This window comes from Pseudomonas sp. FP2254, assembly GCF_030687695.1.
GTDB lineage: Bacteria > Pseudomonadota > Gammaproteobacteria > Pseudomonadales > Pseudomonadaceae > Aquipseudomonas > Aquipseudomonas quebecensis.
The window spans coordinates 3,313,240-3,333,375 of sequence record NZ_CP117444.1 but is presented as its reverse complement, the minus strand read 5'-3'; the positions used below and the strand labels follow the sequence as shown (position 1 = coordinate 3,333,375).

The following is a 20,136-nucleotide window of genomic DNA, read 5'->3' as shown; positions in this document are numbered from 1 at the left end:
CCTCACTGAACCGCGCCCGCTGGCGTGTTCAACAACACAACGGCAGCGGTCACCAGCAAATTGATCAGGGTCAGCGGCAGGCAGAAGCGCCAGCTGAAATCCATCACCTGGTCGTATCGTGGACGCGGAATGGAAGCGCGCAGCAGGATAAACAACATGATGAAGAACGCGGTCTTCAGGAAGAACCAGAAGAACGCCAACTGCGGCAGGATGCCGAATGGACCATGCCAGCCGCCGAAGAACAGCGTGACCAGCAGGGCCGAGATCAAGATGATGCCGATGTACTCACCGACAAAGAACATGCCCCACTTCATACCGGCGTATTCAATGTGGTAACCGTCGGCCAGTTCCTGTTCCGCTTCCGGCTGGTCGAACGGGTGACGGTGAGTCACGGCCACGCCAGCGATGAAGAAGGTACAGAAGCCAAAGAACTGCGGAATGATGAACCACAGGTTCTGCGCCTGGTACTCGACGATGTCGCGCATGTTGAACGAGCCGACCTGCACCACGATGCCCATCAGCGCCAGGCCCATGAACACTTCGTAGGACACGGTCTGGGCCGAGGCCCGCAAGCTGCCCAGCAGGGCGAACTTGTTGTTGCTCGACCAACCGGCGAACAGCACCGCGTAGACCGACAGGCCGGCCATGGCGAAGAAGAACAGCAAGCCGATGTTCAGGTCCGCCACGCCCCAGGTCGGGGTGATCGGGATGATCGCGAAGGCGATCAGCAAGGCGCTCATGGCCACGACCGGTGCCAGGGTGAAGATCACCTTGTCGGCAAACGGCGGGGTCCAGTCTTCCTTGAAGAACATCTTCAGCATGTCGGCGGCGATCTGGAACATGCCGAACGGGCCGACACGGTTCGGACCGTAACGGTCCTGCCACCAGCCCAACAGGCGACGTTCGATGAAGCTGAGCAGGGCGCCCGCTACAACCACGGCCAACAGGATCACGATAGCCTTGACGACCGAGATGATCACGTCGATCACTTCAGGGGTGAACCAGGTCATTGCGCTGCCTCCTGCAGACCGTCAACGGTAAAACCTTCGATCGCAGGCGGGATGCCGGCGAGGCCTTTAGGCAGTGCAACCAGGCCGGCGCCCAACGCTTCGTTGATACGCAGCGGCAGACGCAGGGTCTGGCCGGCCACGTTCAGGCTGAGCAGGGCACCGTCGTTGACGCCCAGGCGGTCGGCTTCGGACTTGGCCACGGACACGTAGGCTTGCGGAATGCGCTCTTTTACCGGCGCGGCTTTGGAAGAGTTCTCTTCGCTGCCGAACAGGTGGAAGAACGGCACAACCTGCCAGGTGCCCTGAGCCGGGTTGAACGGACGTGGTATGGCGGTGAACCAGTTCAGCGAATCGCCCTGGGTTTCGATCAGGCGGGTGCCCGGGTCGCCGGCACGGATGTGGCCACCGACTTCGTCCTGGAACTTGTTCCAGGCCTGTGGCGAGTTCCAGCCCGGCGACCAGGCGAACGGCACCTGCTGACGCGGTTCGGCCGATCCCGAGTAGCCTTCCATGGAGAAGGCAAACGCGGTGTCGATATCCTGCGGCGTACGCGGTTCGTGCACGCTGATATCGGCGCGCATGGCCGTGCGGCCCGAGTAGCGCAGCGGTTCACGGGCCAGTTTCAGGCCCTTGATGCGGAACGCGGCGGACGGCGCGGCGTCGACAATCCGGGCAAGCTGCGGCGCGCTCGCGGCAGTGGCGGCGGTGACGTGGTCGAGCTGGGTCCAGTCGATCGGCTGGTTCAGCAGGGTGGCGCGCAGGGCATGCAGCCAGCGCCAGCCTTCGTGAACCAGGATGCTGGCGTCCATGTACTTCGGATCGAACACCTGGAAGAAGCGCTGGGCGCGGCCTTCCTGGCTGACCAGGGTGCCGTCGCCTTCGGCGAAGGTGGCGGCCGGCAGTACCAGGTCGGCGCGGTCGCTGGTGGCGGTCTTCTGGTGGTCGGCGACGATCAGCACCTTGGCGGCGTTCAGCGCAGCGTCAACCTTGGCCGCATCGGTACGGGTGTACAGATCGTTTTCCAGCACCACGATGGCGTCGGCGTTGCCGTCGATCACCGCTTGCAGGGCAGCATCCACGGACTCGCCACCGAGCATGGCCAGGCCGAGGCTGTTGGCTTCCGGTACAACCAGGCTGATGGAGCCGTTCTTGTCGCGCAGCTTCAACGCCTTGGCGATGTTGGCCGCCGCTTCGATCAGCGCCTTGGAACCCAGCGAGGTACCGGCAATGATCAATGGACGCTTGGCCGCCAGCAGGGCGTCGGCAATGCGTTGGGCCAGTTCGGCGGCTTCAGTATCCAGGCCTTCGACGGCAGGGGCGCTGGCGTCGAGGGCATGGGCTACGGCGAACCCGAGGCGGGCCAGGTCGTCCGGTGCGGCGTGTACGCACTCTTCGGCAATATCGTCGAGCTTGGTTTCAGCCAGGCTGGCGATAAACAGCGGGTTCAGCGCGTGCTGGCCGATGTTCTTCACTGCCGCGTCAAGCCAGGGCTGTACGCGCATGGCGTCGGCCATCTCTTCAGCCTTGCCTTTGACCGACTGACGCAGGGACAGCGCGATACGCGCGGCGGTCTGGGTCAGGTCTTCACCGAGGACGAAGATGGCGTCGTGGTCTTCGATGTCGCGCATGTTCGGCACCGGCAGCGGGCTGTCGTTCAGCACTTGCAGGACCAGGCGGATGCGTTCCAGCTCACCGGCTTCGATACCGCTGTAGAAGTGCTCGGCGCCGACCAGTTCGCGCAAGGCGAAATTGCTTTCGAGGCTGGCGCGGGGCGAGCCGATACCAACGATGTTACGGCCGCGCAGCAGATCGGCGGCTTTGTCCAGCGCCGCGTCCAGGCTCAGCTTGGCGCCATCGGCCAGCAGCGGCTGGCGTGGGCGGTCTTCGCGGTTGACATAGCCATAGCCGAAACGGCCACGGTCGCACAGGAAGTACTGGTTGACCGAACCGTTGAAGCGGTTTTCGATGCGACGCAGTTCACCGTAGCGCTCGCCCGGGGAGATGTTGCAACCGCTGGAGCAGCCATGGCAGATGCTCGGGGCGAATTGCATGTCCCACTTGCGGTTGTAGCGCTCGGAGTGAGTCTTGTCGGTGAACACGCCGGTGGGGCAGACCTCGGTGAGGTTGCCGGAGAATTCGCTTTCGAGCACGCCGTCTTCAACGCGACCGAAGTACACGTTGTCGTGGGCGCCGAATACGCCGAGGTCGGTGCCGCCGGCGTAGTCTTTATAGAAACGTACGCAGCGGTAGCAGGCGATGCAGCGGTTCATCTCATGGGAGATGAACGGGCCGAGGTCCTGGTTCTGGTGGGTACGCTTGGTGAAGCGATAACGGCGCTCGTTGTGGCCGGTCATCACCGTCATGTCCTGCAGGTGGCAGTGACCGCCTTCCTCACAGACCGGGCAGTCGTGGGGGTGGTTGGTCATCAGCCACTCGACGACACTGGCGCGGAACGCCTTGGATTCTTCATCGTCGATGGAGATCCAGGTGTTGTCGGTGGCCGGTGTCATGCAGGACATGACGATACGACCACGGGTGTCGTTCTCGTCGGTGTACTGCTTGACCGCACACTGGCGACAGGCACCGACGCTGCCGAGCGCCGGGTGCCAGCAGAAATAAGGGATGTCGAGACCGAGTGACAGACATGCCTGTAACAGGTTGTCCGCCCCATCGACTTCGAGCGCTTTGCCGTCTACGTGGATAGTGGCCATGGTTCAAAGTTCTTCGTTGGCCCGTTGTCAGCGGGCGTGGCTAATGGAATCTTGTTATTCATGTGCATCTACACAGCCTTCAAGGCGTCAGCACATGAGAAAAGCGAAGGGCACGGACCCTTCGCTTTTTTAAGCGTTACGCACCGACCATGGTCGGTGATACCACCTGATTGAGGTCGCCCGCGCGGGTTGGCGCGATGCCGGCCTCGAATTCAGAGCGGAAGTATTTGATTGCGCTGCCCAATGGCTCCACGGCGCCCGGTGCGTGAGCACAGAAGGTCTTGCCTGGGCCGAGGAAGCCGACCAGGCCCAGCAGGGTCTCGATATCACCCTCGCGGCCTTCGCCTTTTTCCAGGGCCATCAGCAGCTTGACGCTCCACGGCAGGCCGTCGCGGCATGGGGTGCAGAACCCGCACGATTCACGGGCAAAGAACTGCTCCATGTTGCGCAGTAAGGACACCATGTTGACGGTGTTGTCCACCGCCATCGCCAGGCCCGTACCCATACGGGTGCCAACCTTGCCGATGCCGCCGGCGTACATTTGTGCGTCGAGGTGTTCGGGCAACAGGAAACCGGTACCGGCGCCGCCTGGCTGCCAGGCTTTCAGCGTATAGCCGTCGCGCATGCCGCCGGCGTAGTCCTCGAACAGCTCGCGCGCGGTCACGCCGAACGGCAGCTCCCACAGGCCAGGGTTCTTGACCTTGCCGGAGAAACCCATGAGCTTGGTGCCCATGTCTTCGCTGCCTTCGCGGGCCAGGGATTTGTACCAGTCCACGCCGTCGGCGATGATCGCCGGCACGTTGCACAGGGTTTCGACGTTGTTCACGCAAGTCGGCTTGCCCCACACGCCCACGGCGGCGGGGAAGGGCGGCTTGGAGCGCGGGTTGGCGCGGCGGCCTTCGAGGGAATTGATCAGCGCGGTTTCTTCACCGCAGATATAACGCCCGGCGCCGGTGTGCACGAACAGTTCGAAGTCGAACCCCGAACCGAGGATGTTCTTGCCCAGCAGGCCTGCGGCCTTGGCCTCTGCCACGGCACGGTTGAGGTGCTTGGCGGCGGTGGTGTATTCGCCGCGCAGGAAGATGTAGCCGCGGTAGGTTTTCAACGCGCGCGCGCTGATCAGCATGCCTTCGATCAGCAGATGGGGCAGTTGCTCCATCAGCATGCGGTCTTTCCAGGTGTTGGGCTCCATTTCATCCGCGTTGCACAGCAAATAGCGGATGTTGATGGATTCGTCCTTGGGCATCAGGCCCCATTTGACGCCCGTGGGGAAGCCTGCACCGCCGCGGCCTTTGAGGCCGGCGTCTTTCACGGTCTGGACGATATCGTCCTGGGCCATGTCGGCGAAGGCTTTGCGCGCTGCGGCGTAACCGTTCTTGGCCTGATATTCGTCGAACCATACCGGTTCGGCATCGTCGCGCAGGCGCCAGGTCAGCGGGTGAGTTTCGGGCGACCGCTGGATGCGGTTGGCCGGGCCGAAAGATGTCAGGGTCATGGGTAGCCCTCGAGCAATTGGGTCACGCCGGCAGGCTGGACGTCACCGAATGTGTCGTCGTCGATCATCAACGCCGGCGCCTTGTCGCAGTTGCCCAGGCAGCACACCGGCAGCAGCGTGAAGCGGCCGTCCGGGGTGGTCTGGCCGAGGCCGATGCCCAGTTTGTTCTGAATTTCGCTGACCACCGACTCGTGACCACCGATGTAGCAGACCATGCTGTCGCACACGCGAATGATGTGGCGGCCGACCGGCTGGCGGAAGATCTGACTGTAGAACGTCGCCACGCCTTCAACGTCGCTGGCAGGGATGCCGAGGATTTCGCCGATGGCGTAGAGGGCGCCGTCCGGCACCCAGCCGCGCTCCTTCTGGACGATCTTCAAGGCTTCGATCGACGCCGCGCGCGGGTCTTCGTAGTGATGCAGCTCGTGCTCGATGGCCGAGCGCTCGGTTTCACTCAAGGTGAAACGGTCTGTCTGGATAAGCGTGCTGTTCATGCTTAGCGGTCCACGTCGGCCATAACGAAATCGATACTACCCAGGTACGCAATCAAGTCCGCGACCATCTCGCCTTTGATCACCGAAGGGATCTGCTGCAAGTGCGGGAAGCTTGGTGTACGAATCCGGGTGCGGTAGCTCATGGTGCCGCCATCGCTCGTCAGGTAATAACTGTTGATACCCTTGGTCGCTTCAATCATCTGGAAGGATTCGTTGGCCGGCATGACCGGGCCCCACGAAACCTGCAGGAAGTGCGTGATCAGGGTTTCGATGTGCTGCAGCGTGCGCTCTTTGGGCGGCGGCGTGGTCAGCGGGTGATCCGCCTTGTACGGGCCTGCCGGCATGTTGCGCATGCATTGCTCGATGATTTTGAGGCTCTGGCGCATTTCTTCGACGCGCACGATGCAACGGTCGTAGGCATCGCCGTTGGCCGCCAGCGGTACTTCGAACTCGAAGTTCTGGTAGCCGGAGTAGGGGCGAGCTTTACGCAGGTCGAAATCGCAGCCGGTGGAACGCAGGCCGGCACCGGTGACGCCCCATTCCAGGGCTTCCTTGGTGTTGTACTGCGCAACGCCAATGGTACGGCCCTTGAGGATGCTGTTATCCAACGCAGCCTTTTGGTACTCGTCCAGGCGCTTGGGCATCCAGTCGATGAATTCCTTGACCAGGCGTTCCCAGCCATTGGGCAGGTCGTGGGCCACGCCACCGATGCGGTACCAGGCCGGGTGCAGGCGGAAACCGGTGATGGCTTCGATGACCTTGTAGGCGCGCTGACGGTCGGTGAAGGTGAAGAACACCGGGGTCATGGCACCGACATCCTGGATATAGGTACCCAGGAACAGCAGGTGGCTGGTGATCCGGAAGAACTCGGCCATCATGATGCGGATGGTGTCGACACGGTCCGGCACCTTGATGCCGGCCAGCTTCTCGACCGAGAGCACGTACGGCAGGTTGTTCATCACGCCGCCGAGGTAGTCGATACGGTCGGTGTACGGGATGAAGCTGTGCCAGGACTGACGTTCGGCCATCTTTTCGGCGCCACGGTGGTGATAACCGATGTCCGGTACGCAGTCGACGATTTCTTCACCGTCCAGTTGCAGGATGATGCGGAAGGCACCGTGGGCCGAAGGGTGGTTCGGGCCCAGGTTGAGGAACATGTAGTCCTCGTTGGTGCCGGAGCGCTTCATGCCCCAGTCTTCCGGACGGAAACGCGCCGCTTCTTCTTCAAGCTGCTGCTTGGCCAGGTTGAGGCTGAACGGGTCGAATTCGGTGGCGCGCGCAGGGAAGTCCTTGCGCAGCGGGTGACCTTCCCAGGTCGGCGGCATCATGATGCGCGACAGGTGCGGGTGGCCCGGGAAGTCGATGCCGAACATATCCCAGACTTCACGCTCGTACCAGCTGGCGTTGGGCCAGATGCCGGTCACGGTCGGCACGCTCAGGTCACTTTCGGACAGCGCGACCTTGATCATCACGTCGCTGTTACGTTCCAGCGACATCAGGTGATAGAACACAGTGAAGTCGGCGTCGCTTGGCAGGCCCTGGCGCTTGGTGCGCAGACGCTCGTCCACGCCATGCAGGTCATAGAGCATGACGTACGGCTTGGGCAGGTTGCGCAGGAAAGTCAGGACTTCGATGAGCCTGGCACGTGCCACCCACAGCACCGGCATACCGGTGCGTGTGGCCTGGGCGGTAAAGGCGTCAGGGCCAAAACGGTTATTGAGTTCGACGACCACATCCTGGTCGTCTGCCTTATAAGGCGGGATATACAGAGCACTGCCTGTAGTCATGGTTTTTTATCGCTTTCGGTCAACGTAAAGAATGAGGCCAGGTTTTCGTTCTATGAAAGAAGCGGGCTGGATCAGACTTCGTCGGGGCTGCGCAGGTTGGTGACTGCGATTCGCTGTTCGCGGCGCTGTTCCTTTTGGGACGGCATCTCGGCGCGGTAAACACCTTGATCTCCGACCACCCAGGACAGTGGGCGACGCTCCTTGCCAATCGATTCCTGCAACAGCATCAAGCCTTGCAGGAATGCCTCCGGGCGGGGCGGGCAGCCAGGCACGTAGACGTCCACGGGCAGGAACTTGTCCACCCCCTGAACCACGGAGTAGATGTCGTACATGCCCCCGGAGTTGGCGCACGAACCCATGGAGATAACCCACTTCGGCTCGAGCATTTGCTCGTAGAGACGCTGAATGATCGGCGCCATCTTGATGAAGCAGGTACCGGCGATAACCATGAAATCCGCCTGGCGCGGCGATGCCCGGATTACTTCGGCGCCGAAGCGCGCGATGTCGTGGGGCGCCGTGAAGGCGGTGGTCATTTCCACGTAGCAGCACGAAAGGCCGAAGTTATACGGCCATAGGGAATTCTTACGCCCCCAGTTGACCGCGCCACTCAGCACGTCTTCGAGTTTGCCCATGTAGATGTTTTTGTGGACTTGATCTTCTAACGGATCGGAAACGGTTTCCCGTTCGCCGATGGGGTACTGCTCGTTAGGAGCATCCGGGTCGATCCTGGTGAGATTGTATTGCATCGCCAAAGCCTCATTGTTTCAGCTTCGCCTGCCGCTTGCGACGAGCTTCCGGAGCCCAATCAAGGGCGCCCACTCGGAACAGGTAGACAAGACCTGCCAACAGAATTGCTATGAAAACGAGAGCTTCGACGAATCCGGTCCAGCCGCTTTCGCGGACGGACACAGACCAGGCAAAGAGAAAGAGGGCTTCGATATCGAAGATCACGAACAGCATCGCGACCAGATAGAATTTGGCTGAGAGCCGCAAGCGGGCGCCACCTGTAGGTAGCATGCCGGACTCGAACGGTTCGTTTTTGCTGCGGCCCCAGGCTTTTGACCCGAGGAGGCTGGAGACGCCGAGCATGAAGGCACAAAGGCCGACAACACCGAGAAGGAAAATGGCAAAGCCCCAGTTGTGGGCCATGAGTCCTGTCGCTTCGGTCATGCTGGAAATCCTTAACAGAGGGCAAAGGCCTCTGAGCTCGAAAAAGTAACGATGCAGTGACGATATGTCGCAGCGTAGTCAATCGCGTTGATTTTATGGCTAAACACCGGGCAAGTAAAATTCCGATGGCGAAATTATTCGGTGGAATAAGCACATAGTGCACCTTCTTGGGGCTGTAGCCCTTGCGTGGTGGGCATTAGCGGGCATTTGATCAATTGTGTTTTGTTTAGGTTGTAACGAAGTTTCTTTGTTCTAAATGATAATGAATATTGTTTGGGCGGGTTTTAAGCGGACGGTTGTGGTGTGGCGAGGGAAGTTGCCGTTACTTGATCGGTTACCGCTAGTTGTCGCAGCGGATCTTTTAACCGATTTATCTGCGGTGAATACCGCTCTGGATCAAGGTTTTGCACAAAATCTTCAGGTTGCAGGGTTCCTCCCATATTGGGCCCTTATTGAATCGGTAAGATGTATATCGGCAAAAAAAACGCCCCGAACCAGTCGGGGCGTCAGATCGTGCGGCACTGCGGTTAGCTTTTTAACGGGTCCGCGGTGGCCGAGTACTTGGATCGATCAGTGGAACTGCTCTTCTTCAGTCGAACCGGTCAGCGCAGTCACGGACGAGGTGCCGCCCTGGATCACGGTGGTCATGTCGTCGAAGTAACCGGTGCCCACTTCCTGCTGGTGCGCGACGAAGGTGTAACCCTTGGCGGCGTCAGCGAATTCCTGCTCCTGCAGTTTCACGTAGGCGGTCATGTCGTTGCGGGCGTAGTCGTGCGCCAGGTTGAACATGCTGTGCCACATGTTGTGAATGCCGGCCAGGGTAATGAACTGGTGTTTGTAGCCCATGGCCGACAGTTCGCGCTGGAACTTGGCGATGGTCGCGTCGTCCAGGTTTTTCTTCCAGTTGAAGGAAGGCGAGCAGTTGTAGGACAGCAGCTGGTCCGGGTATTCCTTCTTGATTGCTTCGGCAAAGCGACGGGCTTCGTCCAGATCCGGCTTGGCGGTTTCGCACCAGATCAAGTCGGCGTACGGCGCGTAGGCCAGGCCGCGGGCGATGGCTTGATCCAGGCCTGCGCGAACTTTGTAGAAGCCTTCCTGGGTGCGTTCGCCAGTGACGAACGGCTGGTCGTACGGGTCGCAGTCCGAGGTCAGCAGGTCGGCGGCGTTGGCGTCGGTGCGGGCCAGGATAATGGTCGGCGTGCCGGCGACGTCAGCTGCCAGGCGCGCGGCGGTGAGCTTCTGCACGGCTTCCTGGGTCGGTACCAGTACCTTGCCCCCCATGTGGCCGCATTTTTTTACCGACGCCAGTTGGTCTTCGAAGTGCACGCCGGCAGCGCCTGCCTCGATCATGCTTTTCATCAGCTCGTAGGCGTTCAGCACGCCACCGAAGCCGGCTTCGGCGTCAGCCACGATCGGTGCGAAGTAGTCGATGTAGCCTTCGTCGCCCGGGTTCTTGCCGGCTTTCCACTGGATCTGGTCGGCGCGGCGGAACGAGTTGTTGATGCGCTTGACCACGGTCGGCACGGAGTCCACCGGGTACAGCGATTGGTCGGGGTACATGGATTCGGCGGAGTTGTTGTCCGCCGCCACTTGCCAGCCGGACAGGTAGATTGCCTGGATACCGGCTTTTACCTGTTGGACTGCCTGGCCGCCAGTAAGGGCGCCCATGCAGTTGACGAAATCTTTATCGGGGCGGAAGGATGGCTTGGCACCTTGGGTAACCAGGTTCCACAGCTTCTCGGCGCCGAGTTTTGCAAAGGTATGCTCAGGTTGAACCGAGCCGCGCAGGCGGACGACGTCAGCAGCGGAATAAGCGCGGGTCACGCCTTTCCAGCGTGGGTTTTCAGCCCAGTCTTTTTCAAGGGCTGCAATTTGCTGTTCGCGTGTCAGTGCCATGGGGAAAAACCTCGTCGCGTCTTGTGGAAAATCTACTGGGTTGAACATTCCGTTGGCCAGCTACTGTAGCCAGTGCGTGGTCATGGCTGCTCGCTGATCAGAAGCGTAGGCAGTCAGGTCAGGTTCGACGGAGTGGGCGACGGGTTGAACGATGGGCTCAAGGGGGAGTTGAGCAGGTAAGGGCAGACTGCGAACGGTCTTCGGGCGTCGTGGGCCTTTGTACGATCCATCAGTGTGTAGCCGGGTTACCTGGTTAGCTTCCGTCCCTCGGGACAACTTCGTTCCAGTCGCAACCTCGTCAAACACGCCTTGTGGGCGGTACAGACACGAATCGGCTCGGGTGGGTAACTTGGAGCGACGATCCGAAGGCCCTTGCCAGGGCCCCTGATTAGCGGGAGCGAGGCCATCATGCCCAGGCTTTTTTGGATCGTCAAATGTTTTGTAGTGCTTTTTTTCAGGCACTACATCTTTAGTCTTATACGACTCATCAGTCAGTTTTTGGTGCTTCAGTTCAGGGTGTCGACCTTGACCCGCAATGTCAGGTCATCCCGGCCCTGAGTAGAGTAGCTGCGGGTCGTGGACGTTTTATCGGCTTGAGTCTGGCGGTTGATGCCAGCGAGCGGGATCCACTCACCCAGGCGACCGCTGACACTTGTGTCGGTGCTCTGCACGTTCACTACATCGGGACGTTCCTGGCTCATGCGGTCACGGTTGGTACTGATCGCCAGGTGTACGGTGTCGCCGGTGACGCTGGCGGTGACATAGAACCCTTGGGTGACGTTGCGATACTGGGTCTGGTTTTGCAGGCGCCCGTAGCTGTCTTGCGAGGTGGTGGTCAGCGGTACGCTCTGGCCGACCTGGATCAGCGCGGGCACGCCTTCGCTGGCCTGGATCTGCTGAATGCCGCCCTCGCGGCTGACGGTGCCATAGTTGATGATGCGGGTCTGGCTGTCGCCAGTGTCCTGTTGGTTGCTTTCATTGGTATCGACGGTGATCAGCAGGCGCTTGGCCGGTGTGTCCAGTTGGGAGAGCAGGGTGCGCAGGCCCTCGATCTTCCCAGGGGCAGCGTTAACGATCAGCTGGTTGCCGTAGGCACTGACAGTGCCGTCCTTGCCGATAAAGTTCTGCGCCACCGGTAGCAGGTCGGCACTGGTGCGGTTGCTCAGGTTGACGACTGCGGTGTCGGCGCTGGCCGAGACGCTGACGGTCAGGAGGAGGGCGGTGAGCAGGGTGCGTAGGGACATGTCCGTTATCTCTGCGAGTCAATTAGACGTGATAGTGCCAGTTTGTCGGCCTGGCCGGTCGCATATTGAATCGTAGACGGCAAAATGCCCCGCATGGCAGGGCATTGCTGGTGTGGCTGGAATAGTTATCGGGGGCAAGCCCCCTCCCACATGTTGACCCTGTACATTTCAAATGTGGGAGGAGGCTTGCCCCCGATGGCAGCGACGCGATCTCGAATCAGGCGCCGCGCACCATATCGACATGAGGAATCCCGACTTCCAGGAATTCATCACTGACGATCTCAAAGCCCAGCCGCTCATAGAACGGCGCGGCATACACCTGGGCACTGAGGAATTGCCTGGTCTGGCCGCGTTTTTCAGCGGCTTCGATCACGGCCTCCATCAGCTTGTCGCCCACCTTCAGCCCGCGCCAGTCCTTGAGCACCGATACACGACCGATCTCGCCGCTGGGCAGCAGGCGCGCGGTGCCGATCGGGAAGTCGCCTTCGAACGCCAGGAAATGCATGGCCTCTGCGTCGTCCGCGTCCCACTCCAGCTCAGGTGGAACCGACTGTTCAGCAATAAACACTGCTTCACGAATGCGCCGAATCTCAGCGATATCCTTATGCCAGTTCGCGACACTTACGTGAATTCTATTCATCGGCAAATCCCAGGCTTCCTTGCTTGACCAATTCGCACAGCAAGTCGCGACCGTCTTCGTCCGCCAGCCACGGGCCGAGGTTCTCGGCATGCAGGGCGTCGGCAGAGCAAATCATTTTCAACAGTTCGCGCAACTTGCCCGGCAGGTAACGACTCTGGCCGCTGGCGAACAGCAGCACGTCATCGTCCACTTCCGACCAGGCCATGCGCGCGCTTGGGTTGCGCACCAGGATCGCGCCGTCCTGCAGGCTGGCGACAAAATCTTCTTCGCCCAGCTCTTCGCCAGCCACCAGTTCCGGATAGCGCGGTTCGGTCATGAATTGGCCGAACCAGGTCAGCAGCATGCGCTCATCGCTCATGTGCTCGGCCAGCAGGCTTTTGAGGCGGTCGAGGGCGTCGCTCTGGATCTGGTGCGGGTCGCTGACCGGCTGCGCGTCGGCATCGGTGTAACGTTCTTCGTCGGTCAGGTACTGGGCGAGGAAGTCGGTGAAGTGGGTCAGCACTTCGGCAGCGCTCGGTGCGCGGAAGCCGACCGAGTAGGTCATGCAGTCGTCTTCGGCGACGCCGAAGTGCGCCAGGCGCGGCGGCAGGTAGAGCATGTCGCCCGGTTCCAGCACCCACTCGGCGCTTTCTTCGAATTCGGCCAGGATGCGCAGGTCGGCGTGTTGCAGCAGCGGGCTCTCGGAGCTGCACATCTGGCCGATCTTCCAGTTGCGCTTGCCCTGGGCCTGCAGCAGGAACACATCGTAGTTATCGAAGTGCGGGCCGACACTGCCCCCAGGCGCGGCAAAGCTGATCATCACATCGTCGATGCGCCAGCTTGGCAGGAAGCGGAACTGCTCAAGCAGCTCGGCCACTTCCGGTACGAACTGGTCGACCGCTTGCACCAGCAGGGTCCATTCGCGCTCAGGCAGTGTGCTGAAGGCGTCTTCAGCAAACGGACCACGGCGCAGTTCCCACGGACGCTCACCATGCTCGATCACCAGGCGTGATTCGACTTCCTCCTCCAAGGCCAGGCCGGCCAGTTCGTCGGCGTCGATCGGGCTTTCGAAGTCAGGGATGGCCTGACGGATCAGCAGCGGCTTTTTCTGCCAGTAATCGCGCAGGAATTCCCGTGCCGTGATGCCGCCCAGAAGTTGAAGAGGAATATCAGGATTCATGTGTAACCTATTGAAAAAAAGCACTTTTCAGACTGGAATAAAAACGCCCGGCGCGGCCGGGCGTCTCAAGGGTCTTGCTTGGATCAGATGCGCTTGGCCTGGGCCACGGCATTGCCGATGTAGTTGGCCGGGGTGAGCAATTTAAGCTCGGCCTTGGCCGCGGCCGGCATGTCCAGGCCGTCGATGAAAGTCTGCAGCGCTTCAGGGCTGATGCCCTTGCCGCGCGTCAATTCTTTGAGTTTCTCGTACGGGTTTTCGATGTTGTAGCGGCGCATCACGGTCTGGATCGGTTCGGCCAGTACTTCCCAGCACGCATCCAGGTCAGCGGCGATCTTCTGCTCGTTGAGCTCCAGTTTGCTGATGCCTTTGAGGCTGGCTTCATACGCGATCACGCTGTGGGCAAAGCCCACGCCGAGGTTGCGCAGCACGGTGGAGTCAGTCAGGTCGCGCTGCCAGCGGGAGATCGGCAACTTGCTGGCCAGGTGCTGGAACAGGGCGTTGGCGATGCCGAGGTTGCCTTCGGAGTTTTCGAAGTCGATCGGGTTGACCTTGTGCGGCATGGTCGACGAACCGATTTCACCGGCAATGGTGCGCTGCTTGAAGTAGCCCAGGGAGATGTAGCCCCAGATATCGCGATCGAAGTCGATCAGGATGGTGTTGAAGCGCGCAATGGCGTCGAACAGCTCGGCGATATAGTCGTGCGGTTCGATCTGCGTGGTGTACGGGTTGAAGCCCAGGCCCAGTTCGTCTTCGATAAAGGCGCGGGCGTTGGCTTCCCAGTCGATCTCCGGGTAAGCCGACAGGTGGGCGTTGTAGTTGCCCACCGCACCGTTGATCTTGCCCAGCAATGGCACAGCGGCCACTTGCGCGATCTGGCGCTCCAGGCGGTACACCACGTTGGCCAGCTCTTTGCCCAGGGTGGTCGGCGAGGCCGGTTGGCCGTGGGTGCGCGACAGCATCGGTACGTCGGCGAAACGGATCGCCAGCTCGCGGATGGCGTTGGCGGTCTGGCGCATCAGCGGCAGCATCACGTCGTCACGGCCTTCGCGCAGCATCAGGGCGTGGGACAGGTTGTTGATGTCCTCGCTGGTGCAGGCAAAGTGGATGAACTCGCTGACCTTGGCCAGTTCCGGCAGCTTGGCCGCTTGCTCTTTGAGCAGATATTCGATGGCTTTGACGTCGTGGTTGGTGGTGCGCTCGATCTCTTTCACACGCTCGGCGTGCTCCAGGGAGAAGTTCTCCGCCAGGGTATTGAGCACGGCGTTGGCTTCGGCGGAAAATGCCGGCACTTCGCTGATGGCGGGGTGAGCGGCCAGGCGCTGGAGCCAGCGCACTTCAACCAGAACGCGGGCGCGGATCAGGCCGTACTCGCTGAAAATAGGGCGCAGGGCCTGGGTTTTGCCGGCGTAGCGGCCGTCAACAGGGGAAACCGCAGTGAGCGAAGAAAGCTGCATGGGGTGTTCTCGGACAGTCGGGCAACGAAATGGGGCGCGTATCATACATGAAAAAATCCGCCGGTCCGTCGCCAACTGACCGGCGTATTACGCGTAACGGCGTGAAAACAGCCTGCTGCTGCGACTTATTCGTTGCGCATCAACGGGTAAAGCTCTTTGAGCAATTTGCGACGGCTGATGACCAGCTGCCAACGGTGACCGCCCAGCTGGCGCCACAGTCGCGCCGAACGAATGCCGGCCAGCAACAGGGCGCGGATCTTCGACGCGTTGTTCGGTTGCTGCAGGTTGCGCATGTCGCCATGCACCTGGATGCGCTGGCGCAGGGTGCTCAAGGTGTCCTGGTACAGCGCACCACAGGCGGCGATCACGTTTTCGTGGGCCGGGCCGAAGTGCTCCACCTGGGACTGGATCTGTGGCAGGCGCTTGCCGATGGTCTCCAGCATGTCCTCGCGCTTGGCCAGTTGACGCTCCAGGCCGAGCATCGACAGGGCGTAGCGCAGTGGCTCGCGTTGCAAGGTGCTGGGGTCGCGCTCCAGGGCGCCGATCAGGGCGCGGTAACCTTCGCGCAGCGCCAGGTCATCACCGCCGTAGACTTCCAGGGTGTCCTTGGGGTCGCGGATCAGCAGGCTGCCGAGCATGCAGGTCAGGCCCGCCTCGGTGACCTGGCCGGTCTTGGCGATTTTGTCCACCAGCACCGCGGCCAGAAATACCCCGCCCAATGCCGTCAATTGCTCCTGGGTCGGGCTCATGCCGGGTTGCTCCAGGGTTCGGCGACTTCGATCACGCCACCGCCCAGGCACACCTCGCCGTCATAGAACACCACGGACTGGCCGGGAGTGACGGCGCGCTGCGGGTCATCGAAGGTGGCGCGGTAGCCGTTGGCGGTCTTTTCCAGGGTGCAGGGCTGGTCGCTCTGGCGATAGCGCACCTTGGCGGTCAGGCGGCGTGGGGTAGTGAGGTCAATCGGGTTGACCCAGTAGATCTCCGAGGCCAGCAGGGCGCCGGAAAACAGCAACGGGTGCTCGTTGCCCTGGCCGACGATCAGCACGTTGTGTTCCAAGTCCTTGACCAGCACGTACCACGGCTCTTCGCCAGCGTCCTTGAGGCCGCCGATGCCCAGGCCCTGGCGCTGGCCGATGGTGTGGTACATCAGGCCATGATGACGGCCGATGACCTCTCCCTCGGTGGTCTTGATCTCGCCCGGTTGCGCCGGCAGGTACTGCTTGAGGAAGTCACTGAAGCGGCGCTCGCCGATAAAACAGATCCCGGTGGAGTCCTTTTTCTTGGCGGTAGCCAGGCCGTGCTGCTCGGCAATCCTGCGCACTTCCGGCTTTTCCAGCTCGCCCACCGGGAACAGAGTCTTGGCGATCTGTTCACCGCCGACGGCGTGCAGGAAGTAGCTCTGGTCCTTGTTTGGGTCCAGGCCCTTGAGCAGTTCCGTGCGGCCATCGATATCGCGGCGGCGCACGTAGTGGCCAGTGGCGATCAGGTCCGCGCCGAGGATCATGGCGTAGTCGAGGAACGCCTTGAACTTGATTTCGCGGTTGCACAGGATGTCCGGGTTCGGCGTGCGTCCAGCCTTGTATTCGGCCAGGAAGTGCTCGAACACGTTGTCCCAGTACTCGGCCGCGAAGTTGGCGGTGTGCAGCTTGATGCCGATCTTGTCGCACACGGCCTGGGCGTCCGCGAGGTCGTCCATGGCGGTGCAATATTCCGTTCCATCGTCTTCTTCCCAGTTCTTCATGAACAGGCCTTCCACCTCATAACCCTGCTCCATGAGCAGAACGGCGGAAACGGAAGAATCCACGCCGCCGGACATGCCGACGATGACGCGCTTCTTTTGTGTGTCAGAAGGGGCTGGATCACGCATAGGGTTTCAACGGGTGTCTTGAAAAAGGACGCGATTCTAGCAGGCCTGGGCCCGCAAGGCTAAAGAGAAGGGCGGATCAATTCCAGGCTGTGCCGCTGGCCGGCCAGATAATCATCGATGCAGCGGATAATCAGCTCGCTGCGCCAGGCGTCGCGCAGGCCCATCAGTTCGTCGCGGGTCAGCCAGCGGGCGCGGAGGATGCCGTCGTCGAGTTGATAGTCCGGGTGGTGTTTCAAGGCGTTGGCAATGAAGCAGACCCGTTGATAAGTCACGCCATTACTGGGGGCGGTGTACAGGTAGATGCCGACGATACCGGTCGCTTCCACGTCCCAACCGGTTTCCTCAAGGGTTTCGCGTACGGCGGCTTCGGTTAGCGTTTCATGCGGGTCGAGGTGACCGGCAGGCTGATTGAGTACGGCGCGCCCGCCCTTGAGCTCTTCGACCATCAGGAACTTGCCGTTGTCTTCGACGATGGTGGCGACGGTGATGTGGGGTTGCCAGGTCATGGTGTGCCTCTTGATTCAGGGGGCGGTGCGTTCTTGGATCTGGATTACAGTCAATGTGGGAAGGGGCAAGCCCCTCCCATATTTGATCCGGTTTCCTGAGTTGAGCGCTGGAAACAGAAACCCCGGCACGGGGCCGGGGCTTCTTTGCATCCTTACAACCTTACTTCAACTTGGCAATCGCCGCGTTAAAGGTGTTGCTTGGGCGCATGGCCTTGCTGGTCAACTCCGGGTTCGGTGCGTAGTAGCCACCGATGTCCACTGGCTTGCCCTGTACGGCATTGAGCTCGGCGACGATGGTCGCCTCGTTCGCAGCCAGGGTCTTGGCCAGTTCGCCGAACTGCGCTTGCAGCGCTGTGTCTTCAGACTGAGCGGCCAGGGCCTGGGCCCAGTACAGCGCCAGGTAGAAGTGGCTGCCGCGGTTGTCGATGTTGCCGACTTTGCGCGATGGCGACTTGTTGTTGTCCAGGAACTGGCCGGTGGCCTGGTCCAGGGTCTTGGACAGTACCAGGGCCTTGGGGTTGTTGTACGTCACACCCAAGTGCTCGAGGGATGCAGCCAGGGCCAGGAATTCACCCAGGGAATCCCAGCGCAGGAAGTTCTCTTCCAGCAGTTGCTGTACGTGCTTGGGTGCCGAGCCGCCGGCGCCGGTTTCGAACAGGCCGCCGCCGTTCATCAGCGGCACGATCGAGAGCATCTTGGCGCTGGTGCCCAGTTCCATGATCGGGAACAGGTCGGTCAGGTAGTCGCGCAATACGTTACCGGTCACGGAGATGGTGTCCAGGCCCTTGCGGGTACGCTCCAGGGTGAACTTCATCGCGTCGACCGGCGACATGATGCGGATGTCCAAACCTTCGGTGTTGTGGTCTTTCAGGTAGGCCTGAACTTTCTCGACCACCACGCCGTCGTGGGCGCGCTTGGGGTCCAGCCAGAAAATGGCCGGGGTGTTGCTGGCGCGGGCGCGGTTGACGGCGAGCTTGACCCAGTCCTGGATCGGCGCGTCTTTGGTCTGGCACATGCGGAAGATGTCGCCGGCTTCGACGGTTTGCTCCATCAGCAGGTTGCCCTTGCTGTCGGTGACGCGGACCACACCGTCAGCCTTGATCTGGAACGTCTTGTCGTGGGAGCCGTATTCTTCGGCTTTCTTGGCCATCAGGCCAACGTTCGGAACGCTGCCCATGGTGGTTGGATCGAACGCGCCATTGGCCTTGCAGTCTTCGATGACGGCTTGGTAGATGGTGGCGTAGCAGCGATCCGGAATCACGGCCTTGGTGTCGTGCAGTTGACCGTCGGTGCCCCACATTTTGCCGGAGTCACGGATCATGGCCGGCATCGAGGCGTCGACGATGACGTCGCTCGGCACATGCAGGTTGGTGATGCCTTTGTCGGAGTTGACCATCGCCAGGGAAGGGCGAGCGGCGTAGACCGCCTGGATGTCGGCTTCGATCTGCGCTTGCTGGTCGGCCGGCAGGGCCTTGATGCGGGCGTACAGGTCGCCGATGCCGTTGTTCAGGTTAAAGCCGATCTGTTCCAGCACGGCAGCGTGCTTGGTCAGCGCTTCTTTATAGAACTCGGCAACGATCTGGCCGAACATGATCGGGTCGGAGACCTTCATCATGGTGGCCTTCAGGTGTACCGACAGCAATACGCCTTGTTTCTTGGCGTCTTCGATCTCGGCGGCGATGAACGCACGCAGGGCGTTTTTGCTCAGCACTGCGCTGTCGAGGATTTCGCCAGCTTGTACCGAGGTCTTTTCCTTCAGCACGGTTGCGGTGCCATCTTTGGCAATCAGCTCGATCTTGACCGCGTCGGCGGCTTCGATCTGTACGGCTTTCTCGCTGCCGTAGAAGTCACCATTGCTCATGTGGGCAACGTGGGACTTGGAGTCTGCCGCCCAGGCGCCCATTTTGTGCGGGTGCTTGCGCGCATAGTTCTTGACCGACAATGGCGCACGGCGGTCGGAGTTGCCTTCGCGCAGTACCGGGTTCACGGCGCTGCCCTTGACCTTATCGTAACGGGCACGGGTTTCTTTTTCCGCGTCGGTGGTTACGGTTTCCGGGTAGTCCGGGAGGGCGTAGCCCTGGGCCTGCAATTCCTTGATCGCCGCATGCAATTGAGGGGTCGAAGCACTGATGTTAGGCAGTTTGATGATGTTGGCTTCAGGGGTTACGGCCAGGTCGCCCAGTTCGGCGAGGTGGTCCGGCACGGCCTTGGTACCCAGTTGCTCCGGGAAGCTTGCGAGGATGCGCCCGGCGAGGGAAATGTCGCGGGTTTCCACGGCAATATCAGCGGAAGCGGTGAAAGCCTCTACGATAGGCAGCAGTGAATAGGTGGCGAGGGCGGGGGCTTCGTCGGTGAAGGTGTAGATGATCTTCGAGCGGGTGGGCATATTCGGATTAACTCTCTTCTTTGCTGAAAGCGTGCGCAGAAACTCGAGATGCGCCGGGTGGAGCGCGTTCGTTCAAAGTCATCCATGAGCGAAATGTCGAGGTTTCTTCGCGGTGATGTTGGGTTGCATCAGTCGAGCGTCAAGCGGGTGGACTATTGTAATAGTCCTGCTTTCTGGCGGAGGGCCCGGTTCCAGAGCGGTCTGCCGGCGTGACTCTTGGGTCAGCGGCGGCATTATACATAGGTCGCTATGCTTACGCTGAGCCTTCATACAAAAGGTGGGTCGTCCATTGGTCTAAAGGTCGCAGGTACCGG

General features: G+C 60.9%; 16 protein-coding genes. All 16 read right to left on the bottom strand.

The features are described from left to right. Positions 1–2 precede the first annotated feature (2 nt). The 16 genes from nuoH to PSH94_RS15165 all read right to left on the bottom strand — a co-directional run bounded on the left by nuoH (position 3) and on the right by PSH94_RS15165 (position 19,822). Positions 3–1,010, bottom strand: coding sequence for an NADH-quinone oxidoreductase subunit NuoH (nuoH, locus tag PSH94_RS15240; protein ID WP_181076612.1), 1,008 nt, complete (start codon positions 1,008–1,010; stop codon positions 3–5). Further along, positions 1,007–3,721 carry an NADH-quinone oxidoreductase subunit NuoG gene (gene nuoG / locus PSH94_RS15235; RefSeq protein ID WP_305435093.1) on the bottom strand — a complete coding sequence of 905 codons (2,715 nt, stop codon included), beginning with the start codon at positions 3,719–3,721 and terminating at the stop codon, positions 1,007–1,009. The genes nuoH and nuoG overlap by 4 nt, the downstream gene beginning before the upstream one ends. A gap of 136 nt (positions 3,722–3,857) precedes the next feature. After that, complete coding sequence (gene nuoF, locus PSH94_RS15230; protein WP_181076615.1) at positions 3,858–5,216, bottom strand: NADH-quinone oxidoreductase subunit NuoF; 1,359 nt, start codon at positions 5,214–5,216, stop codon at positions 3,858–3,860. Then, the gene (gene nuoE / locus PSH94_RS15225) at positions 5,213–5,710 is read right to left on the bottom strand and encodes an NADH-quinone oxidoreductase subunit NuoE (RefSeq protein ID WP_003174721.1); all 498 of its coding nucleotides are present in this window, start codon (positions 5,708–5,710) and stop codon (positions 5,213–5,215) included. Before nuoE ends, nuoF begins: the two co-directional genes overlap by 4 nt. Positions 5,711–5,712: 2 nt before the next feature. After that, positions 5,713–7,497 (bottom strand): NADH-quinone oxidoreductase subunit C/D, encoded by a 1,785-nt coding sequence (nuoC, locus tag PSH94_RS15220; protein ID WP_285428111.1) that lies wholly within the window; start codon positions 7,495–7,497, stop codon positions 5,713–5,715. A 71-nt stretch (positions 7,498–7,568) separates the two neighbouring features. Next, on the bottom strand, positions 7,569–8,243 hold the full coding sequence (locus tag PSH94_RS15215) for an NADH-quinone oxidoreductase subunit B family protein (protein ID WP_003174719.1): 675 nt from the start codon (positions 8,241–8,243) through the stop codon (positions 7,569–7,571). Between the two features lie 10 nt (positions 8,244–8,253). Then, positions 8,254–8,667, bottom strand: coding sequence for an NADH-quinone oxidoreductase subunit A (locus PSH94_RS15210; protein ID WP_003219575.1), 414 nt, complete (start codon positions 8,665–8,667; stop codon positions 8,254–8,256). A 570-nt stretch (positions 8,668–9,237) separates the two neighbouring features. After that, positions 9,238–10,563, bottom strand: coding sequence for an isocitrate lyase (aceA, locus tag PSH94_RS15205; RefSeq protein ID WP_003174717.1), 1,326 nt, complete (start codon positions 10,561–10,563; stop codon positions 9,238–9,240). Between the two features lie 506 nt (positions 10,564–11,069). Further along, positions 11,070–11,807: a secretin N-terminal domain-containing protein gene (locus PSH94_RS15200; RefSeq protein WP_285428113.1), complete on the bottom strand. Its 738-nt coding sequence runs from the start codon at positions 11,805–11,807 to the stop codon at positions 11,070–11,072. A 217-nt stretch (positions 11,808–12,024) separates the two neighbouring features. Continuing rightward, positions 12,025–12,447 (bottom strand): GNAT family N-acetyltransferase, encoded by a 423-nt coding sequence (locus PSH94_RS15195; protein WP_181076620.1) that lies wholly within the window; start codon positions 12,445–12,447, stop codon positions 12,025–12,027. After that, a complete protein-coding gene (locus PSH94_RS15190) occupies positions 12,440–13,606 on the bottom strand; it encodes a cupin domain-containing protein (RefSeq protein WP_305435089.1) in 1,167 nt (388 codons plus the stop codon). Before PSH94_RS15190 ends, PSH94_RS15195 begins: the two co-directional genes overlap by 8 nt. Positions 13,607–13,689: 83 nt before the next feature. Then, positions 13,690–15,060 (bottom strand): adenylosuccinate lyase, encoded by a 1,371-nt coding sequence (gene purB / locus PSH94_RS15185; RefSeq protein ID WP_007940861.1) that lies wholly within the window; start codon positions 15,058–15,060, stop codon positions 13,690–13,692. Positions 15,061–15,185: 125 nt separating this feature from the next. Then, positions 15,186–15,809 carry a high frequency lysogenization protein HflD gene (gene hflD / locus PSH94_RS15180; RefSeq protein WP_016969254.1) on the bottom strand — a complete coding sequence of 208 codons (624 nt, stop codon included), beginning with the start codon at positions 15,807–15,809 and terminating at the stop codon, positions 15,186–15,188. After that, entirely contained in the window at positions 15,806–16,930 is a 1,125-nt protein-coding gene (gene mnmA, locus PSH94_RS15175; RefSeq protein ID WP_253508224.1) for a tRNA 2-thiouridine(34) synthase MnmA, read from the bottom strand. Before mnmA ends, hflD begins: the two co-directional genes overlap by 4 nt. A 59-nt stretch (positions 16,931–16,989) precedes the next feature. After that, entirely contained in the window at positions 16,990–17,436 is a 447-nt protein-coding gene (locus PSH94_RS15170) for an NUDIX hydrolase (RefSeq protein WP_181076626.1), read from the bottom strand. A gap of 160 nt (positions 17,437–17,596) precedes the next feature. Continuing rightward, entirely contained in the window at positions 17,597–19,822 is a 2,226-nt protein-coding gene (locus tag PSH94_RS15165; protein WP_305435086.1) for an NADP-dependent isocitrate dehydrogenase, read from the bottom strand. Positions 19,823–20,136: the final 314 nt, after the last annotated feature.